17 protein-coding genes and 1 pseudogene are annotated in these 18,799 nt (G+C 58.8%); 16 read left to right on the top strand and 2 right to left on the bottom strand.

The genetic code is table 11. The annotated features are described in order from the left end of the window. Positions 1 to 5: 5 nt before the first annotated feature. The 11 genes and pseudogenes from nuoL (at position 6) to OEG84_RS05505 (ending at position 12,461) form a co-directional block, all read left to right on the top strand. On the top strand, positions 6 to 1,991 hold the full coding sequence (gene nuoL, locus OEG84_RS05555) for an NADH-quinone oxidoreductase subunit L (protein ID WP_267652803.1): 1,986 nt from the start codon (positions 6 to 8) through the stop codon (positions 1,989 to 1,991). Then, positions 1,991 to 3,502: an NADH-quinone oxidoreductase subunit M gene (locus OEG84_RS05550; RefSeq protein ID WP_267652802.1), complete on the top strand. Its 1,512-nt coding sequence runs from the start codon at positions 1,991 to 1,993 to the stop codon at positions 3,500 to 3,502. The genes nuoL and OEG84_RS05550 overlap by 1 nt, the downstream gene beginning before the upstream one ends. Positions 3,503 to 3,522: 20 nt before the next feature. Next, positions 3,523 to 4,965 (top strand): NADH-quinone oxidoreductase subunit NuoN, encoded by a 1,443-nt coding sequence (gene nuoN, locus OEG84_RS05545; protein WP_267652801.1) that lies wholly within the window; start codon positions 3,523 to 3,525, stop codon positions 4,963 to 4,965. An 18-nt stretch (positions 4,966 to 4,983) separates the two neighbouring features. Continuing rightward, positions 4,984 to 5,748, top strand: coding sequence for a biotin--[acetyl-CoA-carboxylase] ligase (locus OEG84_RS05540; RefSeq protein ID WP_267652800.1), 765 nt, complete (start codon positions 4,984 to 4,986; stop codon positions 5,746 to 5,748). Between the two features lie 3 nt (positions 5,749 to 5,751). After that, entirely contained in the window at positions 5,752 to 7,419 is a 1,668-nt protein-coding gene (locus OEG84_RS05535; RefSeq protein WP_267652799.1) for a ribonuclease J, read from the top strand. A gap of 10 nt (positions 7,420 to 7,429) precedes the next feature. Next, positions 7,430 to 7,834, top strand: a complete 405-nt coding sequence (gene mce / locus OEG84_RS05530; protein ID WP_267652798.1) for a methylmalonyl-CoA epimerase — start codon at positions 7,430 to 7,432, stop codon at positions 7,832 to 7,834. Positions 7,835 to 7,962: 128 nt separating this feature from the next. Then, positions 7,963 to 8,235: a DUF1467 family protein gene (locus OEG84_RS05525; RefSeq protein ID WP_267652797.1), complete on the top strand. Its 273-nt coding sequence runs from the start codon at positions 7,963 to 7,965 to the stop codon at positions 8,233 to 8,235. 126 nt (positions 8,236 to 8,361) lie between these two features. Beyond that, positions 8,362 to 8,595 (top strand): hypothetical protein, encoded by a 234-nt coding sequence (locus tag OEG84_RS05520; RefSeq protein ID WP_267652796.1) that lies wholly within the window; start codon positions 8,362 to 8,364, stop codon positions 8,593 to 8,595. 468 nt (positions 8,596 to 9,063) lie between these two features. Continuing rightward, positions 9,064 to 10,407, top strand: a complete 1,344-nt coding sequence (gene proS, locus OEG84_RS05515; protein WP_267652795.1) for a proline--tRNA ligase — start codon at positions 9,064 to 9,066, stop codon at positions 10,405 to 10,407. A gap of 129 nt (positions 10,408 to 10,536) precedes the next feature. After that, positions 10,537 to 11,764, top strand: a pseudogene (locus OEG84_RS05510) (lipoprotein-releasing ABC transporter permease subunit). Beyond that, complete coding sequence (locus OEG84_RS05505; RefSeq protein ID WP_267652794.1) at positions 11,757 to 12,461, top strand: ABC transporter ATP-binding protein; 705 nt, start codon at positions 11,757 to 11,759, stop codon at positions 12,459 to 12,461. Before OEG84_RS05510 ends, OEG84_RS05505 begins: the two are co-directional and overlap by 8 nt. Positions 12,462 to 12,534: 73 nt before the next feature. Here OEG84_RS05505 and OEG84_RS05500 read toward each other — a convergent pair whose 3' ends face one another. Both OEG84_RS05500 and OEG84_RS05495 read right to left on the bottom strand, forming a co-directional pair. Further along, positions 12,535 to 13,392, bottom strand: coding sequence for a DMT family transporter (locus OEG84_RS05500; RefSeq protein ID WP_267652793.1), 858 nt, complete (start codon positions 13,390 to 13,392; stop codon positions 12,535 to 12,537). 368 nt (positions 13,393 to 13,760) lie between these two features. After that, positions 13,761 to 14,438: an alpha/beta hydrolase gene (locus OEG84_RS05495; RefSeq protein WP_267652792.1), complete on the bottom strand. Its 678-nt coding sequence runs from the start codon at positions 14,436 to 14,438 to the stop codon at positions 13,761 to 13,763. Positions 14,439 to 14,683: 245 nt separating this feature from the next. On the opposite strand from OEG84_RS05495, the gene OEG84_RS05490 reads away from it, so the two are divergent. The 5 genes from OEG84_RS05490 to sufC all read left to right on the top strand — a co-directional run bounded on the left by OEG84_RS05490 (position 14,684) and on the right by sufC (position 18,782). Then, on the top strand, positions 14,684 to 15,844 hold the full coding sequence (locus OEG84_RS05490) for a cysteine desulfurase family protein (RefSeq protein ID WP_267652791.1): 1,161 nt from the start codon (positions 14,684 to 14,686) through the stop codon (positions 15,842 to 15,844). A gap of 165 nt (positions 15,845 to 16,009) precedes the next feature. Beyond that, positions 16,010 to 17,479: a Fe-S cluster assembly protein SufB gene (gene sufB, locus OEG84_RS05485; RefSeq protein WP_267652790.1), complete on the top strand. Its 1,470-nt coding sequence runs from the start codon at positions 16,010 to 16,012 to the stop codon at positions 17,477 to 17,479. Further along, positions 17,476 to 17,688 (top strand): hypothetical protein, encoded by a 213-nt coding sequence (locus tag OEG84_RS05480; protein WP_267652789.1) that lies wholly within the window; start codon positions 17,476 to 17,478, stop codon positions 17,686 to 17,688. Before sufB ends, OEG84_RS05480 begins: the two co-directional genes overlap by 4 nt. A 27-nt stretch (positions 17,689 to 17,715) precedes the next feature. Then, on the top strand, positions 17,716 to 17,883 hold the full coding sequence (locus OEG84_RS05475; RefSeq protein WP_267652788.1) for a hypothetical protein: 168 nt from the start codon (positions 17,716 to 17,718) through the stop codon (positions 17,881 to 17,883). Between the two features lie 143 nt (positions 17,884 to 18,026). Further along, positions 18,027 to 18,782 carry a Fe-S cluster assembly ATPase SufC gene (gene sufC / locus OEG84_RS05470; RefSeq protein WP_267652787.1) on the top strand — a complete coding sequence of 252 codons (756 nt, stop codon included), beginning with the start codon at positions 18,027 to 18,029 and terminating at the stop codon, positions 18,780 to 18,782. The last annotated feature ends 17 nt before the right edge of the window (positions 18,783 to 18,799 follow it).

Raw genomic sequence — 18,799 nt, 5'->3', positions numbered from 1 at the left:
GAGCCATGTACCAAGCTATCGTCTTTCTTCCCCTTATCGGCGCGCTCATTGCCGGTCTTGGCGGCCGTGCGATCGGTGCCAAGGCGTCGGAATATGTGACGACCCTGTTTCTGATCGTTGCGGCGCTGCTGTCGTGGGTGGCGTTCTACTCGGTCGCCATCGGGGATGGCGAAACTGTCCGCATCCCGGTGATGCGCTGGATGGAATCGGGTGCTTTCAGCGTCGATTGGGCGCTCAGGATCGACACACTGACCGCGGTCATGCTGGTGGTGGTCAACACCGTGTCCTGCCTGGTGCACGTTTATTCGATCGGCTACATGCATCATGACCCGCACCGCCCGCGGTTCTTTGCCTATCTCTCGTTCTTCACCTTCGCCATGCTTGCACTGGTGACATCGGACAACCTGCTGCAGATGTTCTTCGGCTGGGAAGGGGTTGGCGTCGCCTCCTATCTGCTGATCGGTTTCTGGTACAAGAAGCCATCGGCCAATGCCGCGGCGATAAAGGCGTTCGTCGTCAACCGGGTCGGTGACTTTGGCTTCCTGCTGGGCATCTTTGGTCTGTTCGTGCTGTTCGGTTCGGCCTCGTTCGAAACGATCTTTGCCGCTGCCGTGGATTTCCTGCCGGCAGAAGGTGCACCGGCCGGCGATGCGGTGATCAACCTGTTCGGCATGCAGCTCGACAAGGCGCACGCGATCACCGGTGTCTGCCTGCTGCTTTTCATGGGCGCGATGGGCAAGTCAGCCCAGTTCCTGCTGCACACATGGTTGCCTGACGCGATGGAAGGCCCGACTCCGGTGTCGGCGCTGATCCATGCCGCCACCATGGTGACGGCGGGCGTGTTCCTGGTGGCGCGGATGTCACCGATTTTCGAACTGTCGCCCGACGCCTTGACCGTAGTTGTCTCAATTGGCGCTATCACGGCGTTCTTCGCCGCTACCGTCGGTCTGGTCCAGAACGACATCAAACGGGTGATTGCCTATTCGACCTGTTCGCAGCTCGGCTACATGTTCGTAGCGCTCGGCATCGGCGCCTATGGCGCGGCAATCTTCCATCTGTTCACGCACGCCTTCTTCAAGGCACTGTTGTTTCTTGGTTCCGGCTCGGTGATCCACGCTGTCTCCGACGAGCAGGACATGCGGCGCATGGGCGGGTTGCGGAAAAAAATTCCCGTAACTTACTGGATGATGATTATCGGTACGCTGGCGCTGACCGGCGTCGGCATTCCCGGCACCATGCTGGGTACCGCCGGCTTCTTCTCCAAGGACATCATCATTGAATCCGCTTATGTTGCGGAAAACCCGGCTGCCGGCATCGCCTTCGGACTGTTGGTGATCGCGGCGATGTTTACCAGCTTCTATTCCTGGCGGCTGATCTTCATGACCTTCCACGGCAAGCCGCGGGCATCAGCCGACGTGATGCATCACGCGCATGAATCACCGTTGGTGATGCTGGTTCCGCTGTTCATTCTGGCCGCGGGCGCGTTGTTTGCGGGTGTTCTGTTCGAGGGATACTTCTTCGGCCATGAATATGCAGAATTCTGGAAGGGGGCACTGTTTACGCTGCCCGACAACACGATCCTCGATGAATTCCATCACGTGCCGTTGTGGGTCAAGCTGAGCCCGTTCGTGGCCATGCTCCTGGGACTGCTGACGGCCTGGTTCTTCTATATCCGCTCGCCCGAAACGCCCAAGCGGCTGGCCGAGGATCATCGCGTCCTCTACCAGTTCCTGCTCAACAAATGGTATTTTGACGAGCTTTACGACTTCATCTTTGTCCGTCCCGCCAAATGGCTTGGCCAGTTTCTGTGGAAGCAGGGCGATGGTCGCGTCATTGACAGATACGGCCCCGATGGCATTGCCGCTCGGGTTCAGGACATCACCGGCCGGGTCGTCCGACTGCAGTCCGGTTATCTCTACCACTACGCCTTCGTGATGCTGATCGGAATTGCAGCGCTTGTCACATGGATGATGCTCGGGAGTGCATTCTGATGACCGATTGGCCTCTTCTGTCCGTCGTCACTTTCATACCTTTGATCTGTGTCCTGTTCATCCTGCCAATCAAGGATGACACAGAGATTGGTCGTCGCAATATTCGCCAGGTGGCGTTGCTCGGCACCACCGCGACCTTCATCATGTCGTTGCTGATCTGGGCGAATTTTGATGCAGCCGATCCCGGCTTCCAGATGGTGGAAGCCATCGATTTGCCCGGATCGATGTTTTCCTACGCGATGGGTGTGGATGGCATCTCGATGCTGTTCGTTATCCTCACTACCTTCCTGATGCCGCTGTGTGTGCTGGCCAGCTGGAAGTCGGTGGAGACGCGCGTACGCGAATACATGATCTCCTTCCTGATCCTGGAAACAATGATGATCGGCGTGTTCTGTGCGCTCGATATCGTGCTGTTCTACGTCTTCTTCGAGGCCGGCCTGATACCGATGTTCCTGATCATCGGCGTATGGGGCGGCAAGCGCCGTGTCTATGCGAGTTTCAAGTTCTTTCTCTATACGCTCGCCGGTTCGGTGCTGATGCTGCTGGCGATCATGGCGATGTTCTGGGATGCAGGCACGACCGATATCCGGGCGCTGCTGGCGCATGATTTCCCGGCGGAGATGCAGACCTGGCTATGGCTTGCGTTTTTCGCGTCGTTTGCAGTCAAGCTGCCGATGTGGCCGGTTCATACCTGGTTGCCGGATGCGCACGTGGAAGCGCCGACCGCGGGGTCGGTAATCCTGGCAGGCATCTTGTTGAAGCTCGGCGGCTACGGCTTCCTGCGGTTTTCGCTGCCGATGTTCCCGCTGGCTTCCGCCGATTTCGCGCCGTTCATGTTCACCCTTTCGGTGGTGGCGATCATCTATACCTCGCTGGTGGCGATGATGCAGACCGACATGAAAAAGCTGATCGCCTATTCGTCGGTGGCGCATATGGGCTACGTGACTCTGGGTATCTTTGCCGCCAACCAGCAGGGCGTGCAGGGGGCAATCTTCCAGATGCTCAGCCACGGTTTGATCTCGAGTGCGCTGTTCCTTTGTGTCGGCGTGATCTATGACCGGCTTCACACCCGTGACATTGCGGCGTATGGCGGGCTGGTCAACAACATGCCGAGATACGCTGTTGCGTTCATGATCTTCACCATGGCCAATGTCGGCCTGCCGGGCACCTCCGGCTTCGTCGGTGAATTTCTGACGCTGATGGGCGTTTTCCAGGCCAATACAATGGTGGCGCTGTTTGCCACGATCGGCGTGATACTGTCGGCTGCCTATGCCTTGTGGCTTTACCGCCGTGTCGTCTTCGGCGCGCTGGAAAAGGAAAGCCTGAAAGCCATGCTCGACCTGTCGGGCCGCGAGAAGGCGATCCTGTATCCGCTGATCGTGCTTATTATCTTCTTTGGCGTCTATCCGGCGCCGATCTTTGATGCGACGGCGGCTTCGGTTGACGCGCTGATCAACAACTACTCGGCTTCGCTGCAAGCAGCGCGCGATCTCGCGCTGACTGTGAACTGAGCCACGGAGACTGCGGGACCATGACGCCAGATATCCTCTTTTCGAGCCTACAGCTTTCTGTGCCCGAGCTCATGCTGGCCGGGGGCGCCATGCTGCTGTTGATGGTGGGTGTGTTCTCCGGCGAGAAGTCGGTGACACTCGTCAACGGATTGGCCGTGGCGCTGCTGATTGCCGCCGGCCTGGTGCTTGTGCTGCTCACCGGCAATGGCGAAGCTTATAACGGGGCCTTCCTGTCCGACCCGTTCGCACGCTTCATGAAGGTGCTGGTGCTGATCGGCTCGATTACCGCGATGGTGATGACCGTGGGTCATGCCAAGGCAGAACGGATCGACAAGTTCGAGTTTCCGGTTCTCATCGTGCTGGCGACGCTCGGCATGCTGCTGATGATTTCGGCCAATGATCTGATTGCGCTTTATATGGGCATGGAACTGCAATCGCTGGCGCTTTACGTGGTCGCCGCGATCAACCGTGAGAGCTCGAGGTCGACTGAAGCGGGCCTTAAATATTTTGTTCTCGGGACCTTGTCCTCAGGGCTTTTGCTGTACGGCGCATCGCTGGTCTACGGCTACACCGGCTTTACCGGGTTTGACGAGATTGCCACGGCGATTGCCAGCAACGACCGCTCGCTGGGGCTGGTGTTCGGCCTGGTGTTCGTGCTTGCGGGTATCGCCTTCAAGATTTCGGCCGTGCCTTTCCACATGTGGACCCCGGATGTGTATGAAGGTGCGCCAACACCGGTGACGGCCTTTTTCTCGGCTGCGCCGAAGATTGCCGCCATGGCGGTATTCATTCGCATCGTGATCGAGGCGTTCGAACCGATCTCGCTCGACTGGCAGCAGATTGTCGTCTTCATGTCGATTGCCTCTATGGTGCTTGGCGCGTTTGCGGCGATCGGTCAGAAGAGTATCAAGCGACTGATGGCCTATTCGTCGATCGGTCATATGGGGTTCGCGCTGGTCGGTCTCGCTGCTGGCAGCCAGGCCGGGGTGCGCGGTGTCATCCTCTACATGCTGATCTACATGGTGATGACGCTCGGCACATTCGCCGTCATTCTGGCGATGCGTCGCAAGGAAGAGGGCAATGTCGAGCAGATCACCGATCTTGCCGGTCTTGCCAAGACCAATCCGTTCATGGCGTTGATGATGACGATCATGATGTTCTCGCTGGCCGGCATTCCGCCGCTGGCAGGGTTCTTCGGCAAGTATTTCGTCTTCGTTGCAGCCATCGAAGCCAAGCTCTACGCGTTGGCGATCATCGGCGTGCTGGCTTCCGTGGTAGGGGCCTACTACTATCTCAGGATCGTCAAGATCATGTGGTTCGATGAGCCGTCTGACAGTTTTGTTCCGGTGGCGGGCGAACTCAAACTGGTGTTTGGAATCGCCGGCCTGTTTGTGCTGTTCTTCGTGGTTATCTCCAACCCGCTGGGCCTTGCCGCCGATGTTGCCGCGAAGACATTCTTCTAGCATGCCGCGGTTGCCCGCATGAGGGGTCCAGATTTTCGACATATCGAGTTGGGGGATGTGGCATCCACCAATGCCGAATGCATGGACCGGGCGCGGTCGGGCGATCAGGGTGGATTGTGGATCACCGCGGCGCGCCAGACCGGTGGTCGTGGCCGCAGGGGGCGGGTCTGGGTATCCGAACCGGGCAATCTCTATGCATCGCTGTTGCTGATTGATCCAGCACCGTGGGAAGCGATGGCAAGCCTGCCGCTGGCTGTGACAATTGCTGTCCACGACGCGATATCGACGGTGTTGCCGAGCGATGCAGGCAAGCTGCGGATCAAGTGGCCCAACGATTTGTTGCTTGATGGCCGCAAGACCGCAGGTATTTTAATTGAAGCCGAACAGCTCCCTGGGGGCGGCACCGCGGTGGTAATCGGATGCGGCATCAATATCGCTCATCGTCCCGAAGCCGGGCTCTATCCGGCGACATGCCTTCACGAGCGGGGAAGTGCTGCTACGCCGCAGGAACTGTTCGCACGGTTGGTGGTGTCGATGGATTTGGCACTGTCAAAATGGGATCAGGGACGCGGCCTCACCGCCATCCGGGATGTCTGGATGACGCGTGTCGACGGGATCGGAAAACCGGTAACGGTGAATTTGCCAGACCGCCAAATACATGGTCTGTTTGACAGTATAGACGGCGAGGGCAGGCTAATTCTTGCAACGCCGGACGGGAACAAGCAGATGATCGCCTCCGGCGACGTGTTTTTCCCCGCTCATGGAAATGACCAGACAGGATAATTGATGACAAAAGACCAGGATCTCGTATTCATCCCGCTCGGCGGCGTTGGCGAAATCGGCATGAATCTCGCGCTTTACGGCTATGGCTCTCCCAAACAGCGTGAATGGATCATGGTTGATTGCGGGGTGACGTTTCCCGGGCCGGAACTGCCCGGTGTGGATCTGATTCTGCCCGATATCGATTTCGTCAAGAAGCTTGGCAATCAGCTCAAGGCAATCATTATCACCCACGCCCATGAGGACCATTATGGCGGGCTTGCGCCGATCTGGCCGCAGCTCAAGGTGCCTGTCTATGCCTCGGCGTTCACCGCCGGCATGCTGGAAGCCAAGCGCGCCTATGAGCGGACTCGGGCCGAAGTGCCGGTAACCGTTTTCAAGGCGGGTGAGCGGTTCCAAGTCGGTCCCTTCGAAATCGAACCGGTGGCGGTTAACCACTCGATTCCCGAGCCGTTCTCGCTGGCGATCCGGACGCCGCTGGGCAATCTCATTCATACCGGTGACTGGAAGATCGACGCCACGCCGTCGCTCGGACCGTTGACCGACGAGAACCGTTTCCGGCAGTTGGGCGAGGAGGGAATCCTTGCCATGATGTGCGATTCCACCAACGCCATGCGCGAGGGAATTTCGCCGTCGGAAAAAGAAGTCAGCCAGGGTCTGCGCGAAGTCATCGAGCAGGCTGAAGGCCGGGTGGCGATCACCACGTTCTCGTCCAATGTCGGCCGAATCCGGTCGATCGCCGAGGCTGCGCGCGACGCAGGACGGGAAGTTCTGTTGCTCGGCAGCTCGATCAAGCGGGTTGTCAATGTGGCGACCGATCTGGGCATGATGGACGGACTGCCCGGCTTTCTTGCCGAAGACGAATACGGATATATTCCGCGCGACAAGGTCGTCGTGATCCTGACCGGCAGCCAGGGTGAGCCGCGTGCGGCGCTGGCCAAACTGTCGCGCGACGAGATGCGCAATGTTGCGCTTGCTGCCGGCGACACGGTGGTGTTTTCGTCACGAACCATTCCCGGCAACGAGAAGGGCATTATCGAGATCAAGAACGCGCTGATCGATCAGGGCGTGAAGGTGATCTCGGACGGCGACGCACTGGTGCATGTCTCCGGTCACCCACGGCGCAGCGAACTGGTGCAGATGTACGAGTGGGTCAAGCCGAAGATCCTTGTGCCGGTGCATGGTGAGGCGGCGCATCTGACCGCGCAGGCCGCTCTGGCGCAGGCTTCCGGCATCGCGCTGACCCCGCGTGTGCGCAACGGCTCGATCCTGCGGCTGGCGCCAGGTGCGCCGGAAGTAATCGGCGAAGCGCCGCATGGCCGGGTCTACAAGGATGGCCAGCTGATCGGCGATTATGACGAGATGGGGATTTCCGAACGGCGCAAGCTGTCGTTCGCAGGCCATGTCTCGGTCAATGTGATGCTTGATCAGCGTTTTGAATTTCAACGCGATCCGGTGGTCTCGGCAATCGGCCTGCCGGCATTCGACAACAGCGGCGACGACATGGAGGATATTCTCTATGATTCCGTCCTGGGAGCGGTCGAGAGCATCCCGCGTGGGCGCCGCAAGGACATCGACGGGGTGCGCGAGGCAATCCGTCGCTCTGTTCGTGCAGCTGCGAACGAGGTATGGGGCAAGAAGCCCGTGGTGACAGTGTTCGTCAGCAAGGTGTGAGAGGACGATCATGCTTGGACGACTGAACCATGTTGCCATTGCGGTGCCTGATCTCGCCGCGGCAAGCGCCCAGTACCAGACCATGCTGGGCGCCGAGGTGACAGAGCCGCAGGTGCTGCCCGAGCACGGTGTCACCGTGGTGTTCATCATGCTGCCCAACACCAAGATCGAACTGCTTGAACCGTTGGGACCTGACTCACCGATTGCAGCGTTTTTGGCTAAGAACCCCTCCGGCGGGATGCATCATGTGTGCTACGAGGTCGAAGATATTCTGGCTGCCCGTGACAAGCTCAAGCAGGAGGGCGCGCGGGTGCTGGGCGACGGCGAACCGAGGATTGGCGCCCACAACAAGCCGGTGCTGTTTCTGCACCCGAAGGATTTCAACGGCACGTTGATCGAGCTCGAACAAGCCTGAGGCGATGCCGGCACGGCTACGCCGGCGGGGGTACCGCATTTGCATGGTTTTACCGCATTCAGGCGGTATGATGCGCATCAATGACTGGGCTAAGCCTGTAGAGACCGGCGCTGTAGAGGAATGAGACAATGGTTTTCGGAACCAGCTTTGCGATTTTTTTCATCATCTGGTGGGTGGTGCTGTTTACCGTGTTGCCGTTTTCAGCACGCAGCCAGGCCGACGAGGGGGAGGTGACGCTTGGAACCACCCACAGCGCGCCAGCGCATTTCCGCTTCGCGCCAATCTTCTGGCGCACCACGCTGATCTCGTTGGTGCTGCTTGCCATCTATTTGCTGATCACGCTGGGCGGCGGCTACACGCTCGATGACCTGATTGCCTTGGCTCCGGACTTCAAGTCCTGATTCCAAACTGATCTGCCTGCCAGGCGCCCGAGCGCAGCGGCTTACCCCGCGAATCACATTTTCATTGGAACTTTGCGAACCTCTCTCCGTTCACGAGAGGTACGCAACAACCAATGGAGACCAGGTATGGCGGAGACACCAGGCAAAACACCGACATTGACGGAAACCGACCTCGCTCAGGACAAGATGGGCGACAATGACCTGCAGGGCAACGATCAGGCCAGTGTACGCAACCAGCGGCACGCGGTTCCTGACGTTAAGCAGAAAGCAGATGACAGCGTCAAGGACAGCCTCAGGAAGATGGATAAGGACACTCGCGCCAAGGAAGAACTCGGCAAGGGCGCACGTAAGCAGGATTGAGCGGGTTGAATCCGGCGGCCGTGCGCGCGCTCTATGCGCTGCGCGGCAGGTGCCGTCACGGTGTCAGAGCGCCGGTTTGATCGGAACTCGCCAAATGCGGGCAAAAAAAACAAGGCAGAAGCCTTGTTGTTCAGGTGTCGCGTGATCTGTTTCCCGGTTGCCCGGGGGCTGCGAACAAAGCGCGCCTGAGATCTTATCCTCCCAAGACTTTGACCGCGAATTGGGCATTTCCTCAAAGGAATGCCTCATTTGTGTGCTTTATTTAACTCAATCCAAAGCGCTTGTCACGCGCTTTTTGGGTGGTTTGTAACATGAAGTGATTGGTTGGGACGAAGTGCCGCCGGATGGCGCAAGCTGGCGGCACTACGGGTTTTCTTTACCCCGCGAAGCGGATAAGAACGCACTGCGTAACTACCCTCATTTTGCCCGATTCTGCCTTCAAGGCTCAAGACCAAACCGGATCATCCCATGCGCTTGTCGAAGTACTTCCTGCCCATCCTCAAGGAAAATCCCAAGGATGCGGAAATCGTCTCCCACCGGCTGATGGCGCGGGCGGGCATGATCAAGCAACAATCCGCGGGGGTCTATTCTTGGTTGCCGCTGGGCAAGCGGGTACTCGACAAGGTTTGCAACATCGTCCGCGAAGAGCAAAATCGGGCCGGCGCCATCGAGATCCTGATGCCCACCATTCAGCCCGCAGACCTCTGGAAGGAAAGCGGCCGCTACGATGATTACGGTCAGGAGATGCTGCGCATCAATGATCGCAATGACCGCGAGATGCTCTACGGGCCGACCAACGAGGAAATGGTCACCGACATTTTCCGCTCCTACGTCAAGTCCTACAAGGATCTGCCGCTCAATCTCTATCATATCCAGTGGAAGTTCCGCGATGAGCGCCGGCCCCGCTTTGGCGTGATGCGCGGTCGTGAATTCCTGATGAAAGACGCCTATTCTTTCGATCTCGATTACGAGGCCTCGAAGGCTGCTTACAACCGAATGTTCGTGTCCTACCTTCGTACATTTGAACGTTGCGGGCTCAAATCGATCCCGATGCGCGCGGACACGGGGCCGATTGGCGGCAGCCTGAGCCATGAATTCATCGTGCTGGCCGAAACCGGCGAAAGCCAGGTCTTCTGCCACCGCGACTTCGAAGGCTTTGCCGTGCCAGGCGCGGACATGAACTATGATGATGCCGCCGCCGTCGCCGCCGTGGTCGAGAAGTGGACAACGCCGTTCGCCGCCACCGACGAAATCATGGAGGCGGAAGACTGGGCGCGCGATGCCTGGGATGGGCTCAGCGAAGATACCCGCGTCTCGGCCCGTGGCATTGAAGTCGGCCACATATTCCATTTCGGCACCAAATATTCCGAGCCGATGAATGCTTCTGTTCAGGGGGCAGACGGCAAGCAGCATTTCGTGTCGATGGGCTCTTACGGTATCGGTCCGTCGCGCTTGCTCGGCGCCATTATCGAAGCATCGCATGATGAAAACGGCATCATCTGGCCAAAAGGCGTGGCGCCGTTCGACGTCGGGCTGATCAACATGAAGCCAGGCGATGCGGGTTGCGATGCTGCCTGCGAGCAGATTGAGACAGCACTGGAGAATGCCGGGCTTGAGGTGCTTTACGATGACACTGATGAGCGCGCCGGTGGCAAGTTCGCCAGGGCCGATCTGATCGGTTTGCCACTGCAGGTCATCGCTGGACCACGGTCCGTCGCCGACGGCAATGTCGAAATCAAGGTCCGGGCAACCGGCGAGCGCGAGACACTGTCGATCGAAGCCGCCATCAACCGCCTCGCGCAAGCCCGCTAGGCGAAGGTTTGTCCAAAGGATAGCCACATGACCGATCCGGACGTCGCCACAGCAAGCAGTCCCCATCCAGTAGTCCCTGCGGGCCATGCAGATGCGCCGTCGGCCAAGCCGTTTTCTGCGTTTGAACGGATGGTGGCCTGGCGTTATCTGCGGGCACGGCGCAAAGAGGCCTTCATTTCGGTGATCGCCGGATTTTCCTTTGTCGGCATCACTCTGGGTGTGGCAACGCTGATCATCGTGATGGCGGTAATGAACGGGTTTCGCGGTGAGTTGATCACGCAGAATCCTGGGCATCAACGGGCATATGGTGGTTCAGCCGATCGACCGACCGCTTGATGATTATGTTGCTCTGGCGGAACGGTTGAAGGCAGTCGACGGCGTGATTACCGCGATCCCGCTGGTGGAAGGCCAGACGCTGGCTTCGGGAGTGGGCGGCGCGGGAACCGGTGCGCTGGTGCGTGGCATCAGTCCGGAAGACCTGCAATCGATGAAGATTGTCGCGGAGAATGTCAGGTCCGGCGACCTGGTCGGATTTACCTCAGGTGAGGGTGTGGCGATTGGATCGCGGATGGCGCAGTCGCTGGGGTTGGTCGCGGGTGACCTGATCACGCTGGTGGCGCCGGAGGGCGATGTCACGCCATTCGGCATGACGCCGCGGGTCAAGGCCTATGCGGTGTCGGCGATTTTCGAAGTCGGCATGTCGGAATATGATTCCTCGATCATCTACATGCCGCTCGAGGAGGCACAACTCTACTTCAACTCCGAAGGGCTGGTGCAATCGATCGAGATCTTTGTCAAGAATCCCGACAATATCGACGAGATGCGGCCGCTGATCGAGGCTGCGGCGAACCGGCAGATCTTCATTACCGATTGGCGGCAACGCAACCAGACCTTCTTCTCGGCATTGCAGGTCGAGCGCAACGTGATGTTCATGATCCTGACGCTGATCATTCTGGTGGCGGCGCTGAATATCATTTCGGGGCTGATCATGCTGGTCAAGGACAAGGGTCACGATATCGCCATCCTGCGTACCATGGGGGCGACGTCCGGAGCGATCATGCGGATCTTCTTCATGACCGGCGCGGCGATCGGCGTGACCGGCACCTTTGCCGGTTTTCTGCTCGGCGTGGTGGTCTGCCTCAATGTCGAGAGCATCCGACAGTTCTTTTCCTGGATTTCCGGCACATCGCTGTTCAATCCGGAACTCTATTTCCTCAGCCAGTTGCCTGCCGACATGGATTCGGGCGAGACCGTGGTTGTGCTGGTCGTGGCGCTGGTTCTGTCTTTCATTGCCACGTTGATTCCCTCGTGGCGGGCTTCCAAGCTCGATCCGGTACAGGCGTTGCGATATGAATGAAACGGCCTCTGGCGGCGTCCGCCCCGTTCTTGAACTGGTCAATGTCGGACGCCATTTCGTCCAGGGTACAAACCAGATATCAATTCTGGACGGTGCGAATTTTGCGCTGCAGCCCGGCGAAACGGTTGCGCTGGTTGCGCCATCGGGCACCGGCAAATCGACTCTTTTGCATCTGGCGGGGCTGCTTGAGCGGCCCGATGAGGGCGACGTGATCATCGACGGCGAGGCTTGCGGCCAGCTTTCTGATGACCGCCGCACCGCGATCCGGCGCTCCGAGATCGGCTTCGTCTACCAGTTTCATCATCTTTTGCCCGAGTTTTCGGCGCTTGAAAACATCATGATGCCGCAACTGATTTCGGGCTTGTCGAATGCCGACGCCAAGGAGCGCGCCGCGCAATTGCTCGATTACATGCGGATCGGCCATCGCGGCGAGCACCGGCCTTCGGAGCTTTCGGGCGGCGAACAGCAACGGGTGGCGATTGCCCGGGCGGTGGCCAATGCGCCGCTGATCCTGATGGCGGACGAGCCGACCGGCAATCTCGACCCCGAGACCGCCGGCTATGTGTTTGAAGCGCTCGACGCGCTGGTCCGGCAATCGGGATTGTCGGCGGTGATAGCCACCCACAACCACGACCTGGCCGGTCTGATGGACCGCCGCGTGACATTACAGGATGGCATGGTCGTCGAACTGGATTGAAGCTTGTCCGCGCTGAAGTGCCTGTCGTTGATCAAGGCAGTTGGCGATGTGAAATTGGTCGTGTTTGCGGCTTCTAAGCTGTTGCCAGCAACGCAACACCCATCAAAATCAGCAGGGCCCATTTCATTCGCCGCGCCAGATCACCTTCGCCGAGCAACAGGCTCCCCATCAGCACGGTCAGCAAGACGCTGATCTCACGGGTAGGAGCAACATATACGACTGGCGTGAAGGTAAGTGCATACAGAACAAGCACATAGGCAAGCGAACTGAATACCGCGACTGCCACCACATCAAGCCTGTGTTCCCGCCAATAGTATGCCACGCGCTCTTTGCGTTTTAAGGCGATTGGCGTGAGAAGTATGGTGCGTCCGATGTTTGAAACGAAGTCGAGAAGAATTGGCGAGACCAACACGACAGAAACGGCGTACGCATCCCAGATGGTGTAGCTCCCAATCAGCACGCCCGCACCGATGCCAAACCCGATCGACGTGGTCAGGTTTTTCGCGCGGCTTTTTATTCCCCCTGTCAGACCAACCACGCCGATAATCACAGCGCCCGCTCCAAGCGCGACTTGAGCGGTCATGTTCTCGCCAAGAAACAAAACGGCGAAAGTCGTCGACAGAAAAGGTCCGGTGGCGCGCGCCGTCGGATAGACCAGTGACAAGTCGCCTTTTCGGTATCCTGTCTGCAAGAGCAGGAAATAACCAAGGTGGAGCGGTATGCTGCCAGCCACGAACAGAATTTCCCAAAACCCGAAATGTGGCCTGTCGGTTATGATGATGTAGCCGGCAATCGGAATGTATATCAGCACCGAAACAGCTGAGAAAAGCCAGACGAGTTCTGGTCCGCCATTTATACGTTTGACGAGGAAATTCCAGGTTGCGTGGCAAAAGGCGGCCGCAAGTACGAGCGTAAATCCGAAGACAGTCATGATATTCCTCAGGGGGCGGAGTCAGACGTGTTTCATCACGCTCTTGCCGCTTCCTCCAGCCTTTTTCGTTCTTGGGTGTCGCTTCACGAGCCTCACAATGGCCCTCGGACCGATCTGCATAAGCAACCGGACCAACATCTGCGCTTTGATAGGAAAATTGGCATTATCAGTTTTTCGGGAACAATCAAAACCGCATAGTTGCTTGATCAGGCTGCGACAGAATCCGTAAGATTCGAAATACTGCAAAGCTGTCGTCCGACCGCCATTGGTTCATGGGGTCCGACACCAAGAGGCCGATATCAACTCTCAAACAAAAAAGGCATGGCGAGCGCCGCCATGCCTTTGCATTCGTATTGATTGTGGCGGTGTCAGCGCAGGCGCTTGGCAGCCGTTGCCGGGACCAGTTCGCCGGCCAGGCGGCGGTCGAGATAATCCTCGCACTCGCCGATCAACTCGTCGACCTTACCGGTGAAGAAGTGGTTGGCGCCGGGCATGGTCTTCTGGGTGATCAGAATGCCCTTTTGCAGCTTGAGTTTTTCAACCAGGCCAATGACGTCCTTTTCCGGCGCCACTTTGTCTGCATCGCCATGGATGATCAGGCCGGACGAGGGGCAGGGCGCCAGGAACGAGAAGTCATAGGTGTTGGGCTGGGGCGCGATCGAGAAGAAGCCCTCGATTTCCGGGCGGCGCATCAGCAACTGCATGCCGATCCAGGCGCCAAAAGAATAGCCGGCAACCCAGCAGCTCTTGGAATCGGGGTGCAGGCTCTGAACCCAGTCGAGCGCGCCTGCGGCGTCGGACAATTCACCCGCGCCATGGTCGAATTCGCCCTGGCTGCGACCGATGCTGCGGAAGTTGAAGCGCAGCGTGGTGAAACCGCGCTGCTGGAACATATAAAACAGGTTGTAGACGATCTGATTGTTCATAGTGCCGCCGAACTGTGGGTGCGGATGCAATATGATGGCGATGGGCGCGTTCTTTTCCTTGCCCGGCTGGTAGCGGCCTTCGAGGCGGCCGGCGGGGCCATTGAAAATGACTTCAGGCATTCGTACTCCATACGTGAGCTGGGTTCGCGCGCCTGCGGTGCGTCAACTTGGACACGGGCCGGCGGGTGGATATCGCGTCCGCGCTCTTGACGGCGGCGGGGCGGCTCCCTAGAACCTAGTTTAGAATCATTCGAAACTGCAGCGGGTTTGCTGAAAGTGTGAGTGTCTTACGGCATTGGGCACTGAAAATTCAAGAAAAATGCGCCTGCATCTTTATGCAGGCCTTGCAACAGGTGAAGGACACCATGGCGAACGGGCGCCTCTACCTCGATCACAACGCAACCGCGCCGCTTTTACCAGCGGCGAGGGCAGCGATGATTGATGCGATGGCGCTGCCGGGCAACCCTTCCTCCGTGCATGCGGAAGGCCGCAAGGCGCGGGCATTGGTGGCCAAGGCCCGTGATGCCGTCGCTCGGCTTGCAGGCGTTCCGGCTGCTCAGGTTACCTTCACGTCGGGTGCCACCGAGGCTGCCAACCACGTGCTGACCCCGGATTTCAGAATGGGGCGGGCGCCGGTCAGGCTGTCGCGACTGTTTGTCTCGGCGGTTGAACATCCGGCGGTCCTTGCCGGCGGACGATTTGCGCCCGACCAGGTCACGATTGTGCCGGTTGACGGCCATGGGCGGATTGATCTTGGGGCGCTTGAAGAGGCGTTAGCGGCGCAAGACCCGTCTGACGGACAGATCATGCTGGCGCTGCAACTTGCCAACAATGAGACTGGCGTGATCCAGCCTGTGCGGCAAGCGGCCGATCTGGTGAAAGCGTATCACGGGTTATTGGTGGTCGATGCCGTGCAGGGCGCTGGCCGGCTGCCGTTATCGATTGCGGAGCTGGGAGCTGATTTCCTGATTCTCTCGGGTCACAAGGTCGGCGCGGCCAAAGGGATTGGCGCCTTGATTAGCGCCGGCGAAACGCTGATGCCGGCGCCGCTGCTGGCCGGCGGAGGCCAGGAGAAGGGCCATCGCGGTGGCACCGAGAACCTGACCGGGATCGTCGGCTTCGGCGCTGCAGCAGAGGCCGCGATCGTTGCGCTTGGCAGCGTGGTCGAACTTTTGGCGCTACGTGACCAAATGGAATCGGAAATGCGCGCCATTGCGCCGGATGTCATCATCCATGGTGGCGAAGTCGAGCGGTTGGCCAATACCTGCTTCTTCGCACTGCCCGGTCTCAAGGCCGAAACGGCGCAGATCGCCTTCGACGTGGAAGGCGCTGCGGTGTCGGCGGGGTCGGCGTGTTCGTCGGGCAAGATCGGGCCGAGCCACGTGCTCGCGGCGATGGGCGCCGATGCTGAACTGGGCGCGATCCGGGTCAGTCTGGGTCGTGACCACGGCCAGGAAGACATTGCGCAATTCCTGGATGTGTTTAAACGCATCAATGCCCGGCGGATTGCCCGCCAGGGCGCGTAAGCCGCGGCCTGACGCCGCGCACGAAATTCCATTCGCGAACCAAGTTATTTCGCGAATGACATGGCGCAGACAACCGTCTCGCCCTACATAGTGATGGGCCTGCAAGGGCGTATCACACGACGTTAACAAGCTGCCGGCCTTGACCCGGCGAGATTGGAGAGCGCCATGCCTGCGGTGCAGGAGACCATTGATCAGGTCCGCCAAATTGATGTGGACCAATACAAGTACGGTTTCGAAACGGAAATCGAGAGCGATACCGCGCCGAAGGGTCTTACCGAAGACACCATCCGGATGATATCAGCCAAGAAAAACGAGCCAGAATGGATGCTCGAATGGCGTCTCGACGCTTTCAAGCGCTGGCTCACGATGGAGGAGCCGACCTGGGCACGGGTCGACTATCCGAAGATCGATTTCCAGGACATCCACTACTACTCCGCGCCCAAGAGCACATCGGGGCCGAAGTCGCTTGACGAGGTCGACCCGGAATTGCTCCGGGTTTACGAGAAGCTCGGGATTCCGCTCGGCGAGCAGGAAATTCTGGCGGGCGTTGAAAGACCGAAGATCGCTGTCGATGCGGTGTTCGATTCAGTGTCAGTGGTCACCACCTTCAAGGCGGAGCTAGCGAAGGCCGGCGTGATCTTCATGTCGATCTCGGAAGCGATGCGCGAGCATCCGGAACTGGTGCAGAAATATCTCGGCACCGTGGTGCCGGTGACCGACAATTACTACGCCACGCTCAATTCGGCGGTATTCACCGACGGCTCGTTCGTGTTCGTGCCCAAGGGCGTGCGTTGCCCGATGGAATTGTCGACCTATTTCCGCATCAACGAGAAGAACACCGGCCAGTTCGAACGCACGATGATCATCGCCGAGGAGGGGGCCTATGTCTCCTATCTCGAGGGATGCACCGCGCCGCAGCGCGACGAGAACCAGTTGCATGCGGCCGTTGTCGAACTGATTGCGCTCGACGATGCCGAGATCAAGTACTCGACCGTGCAGAACTGGTATCCGGGCGACAAGGAGGGCAAGGGCGGGATCTACAATTTCGTGACCAAGCGCGGCGATTGTCGTGGCAAGAACTCGAAAATTTCATGGACCCAGGTCGAAACCGGTTCGGCGATCACCTGGAAATACCCGTCCTGTATCCTGCGCGGCGACGGTTCGCGCGGCGAGTTCTATTCGATTGCGGTGTCGAACGGCTATCAGCAGATCGATTCCGGCACCAAGATGATCCATCTGGGCAAGAACACCTCGAGCCGCATCATCTCGAAGGGGATTTCGGCGGGCAACTCCAACAACACCTATCGCGGCCAGGTTTCGGCCCACCGCAAGGCGTCAAATGCCCGCAACTTCACACAGTGCGACAGCCTTCTGATCGGAAACCAGTGTGGCGCCCACACAGTGCCCTATATCGAGGCCAAGAACTCGACCGCTCAGTTCGAACACGAAGCAACCACTTCCAAGATTTCCGAGGACCAGCTGTTCTACTGCCTGGCTCGCGGCATTCCCGAGGAAGAGGCGATCGCGCTGATCGTCAACGGCTTCGTCAAGGACGTGATCCAGGAACTGCCGATGGAATTTGCGGTCGAAGCGCAAAAGCTGATCGGAATCAGTCTTGAAGGAAGCGTGGGATGAAACTTGAACCGGAAACCAAGGTCGAAATCGACAAGCTCAAGGGCCGTTACAAGGACCTGGGCGGTTCCATTGATGATCTTCTGGAAGCTATTTCCAGAGGGTCAACAGGAACCAGCGAGAAGATGCTGAGTACCGAGTTGCACCGCGCGCGCATGGAATTGGCGTCCATTGCGCGGCGTTTGCAAGGTTTGCAGAACGATGATGACTGAGGCACCGGGTCAGATCTGGAGTGCAAGATGAGCGTCGATATGACAGCTGTGGCCTGGTATGCGGTGATCTGCGGTGGTCTGTCGGCGCTGGCGCCAAGCTTTGGCGGACGCGGGTTGCGGATAATCATCGGCGGGATTGTCGGCATCATCGCCGCAACTTTGCTGCCAGCAGTCAGATCGACTCTGGGATTGTAGGGCACGTCGGCGGGAACGGACCGGAAACCAGATCGATGCTCCAACTGCCTGTGCGGATGGTTTCGGTCGGTTTATTGTAACGGGTTTGGGGCCTGCGCCGACGGCCAAGAGATAAACGTGAATTCGATTTGGGAAATAACGACATGCTAGAGATCAAGAACCTTCACGCCCGCATCGCCGAAGACGGTACGGAAATCATTCGCGGCCTCAACCTGAAGGTCAAGGCAGGCGAAGTGGCGGCCATCATGGGGCCGAACGGCTCGGGTAAATCGACCCTGTCCTACATTCTGGCGGGCCGCTCCGATTACGAAGTGACCGAGGGCGACATTCTGTACAATGGCGAGAGCATTCTTGGGCTCGACCCGTCCGAACGTGCAGCCAAGGGCATTTTCCTGGCGTTTCAGTACCCGGTGGAAATTCCCGGCGTCGCCACCATGCAGTTCCTCAAGGTGGCCATGAACGAACAGCGCAAGGCGCGCGGCGAAGAAGAGCTGAAGACCCCGGATTTCATCCGCCTGGTCAAGGAAGCAGCCGCCGGCCTGCATATCGACATGAACATGCTCAAGCGTCCGCTCAATGTCGGGTTTTCCGGCGGCGAGAAGAAGCGTGCGGAAATCCTGCAGATGAAACTGCTGGCGCCGCAGCTGTGCGTGCTCGACGAGACCGATTCGGGCCTTGATATCGACGCACTGAAGATCGTGTCCGATGGCGTCAACGCGCTGCGCTCGCCCGATCGCGCTGTGATCGTGATTACCCACTACCAGCGGCTGCTCGAGCACATCGTGCCCGACAGCGTGCATGTGCTCTACAAGGGCCAGGTGATCAAGACCGGCGACAAGGACCTTGCGCTCGATCTGGAAGCCAATGGTTATGCCGGGATTATTGAAGCCGCCGCCTGAGTGGCGTTGATGGACGG

Source organism: Hoeflea algicola (assembly GCF_026619415.1).
Classification (GTDB): domain Bacteria; phylum Pseudomonadota; class Alphaproteobacteria; order Rhizobiales; family Rhizobiaceae; genus Hoeflea; species Hoeflea algicola.
This window is presented reverse-complemented; position numbering and strand designations above follow the sequence as displayed.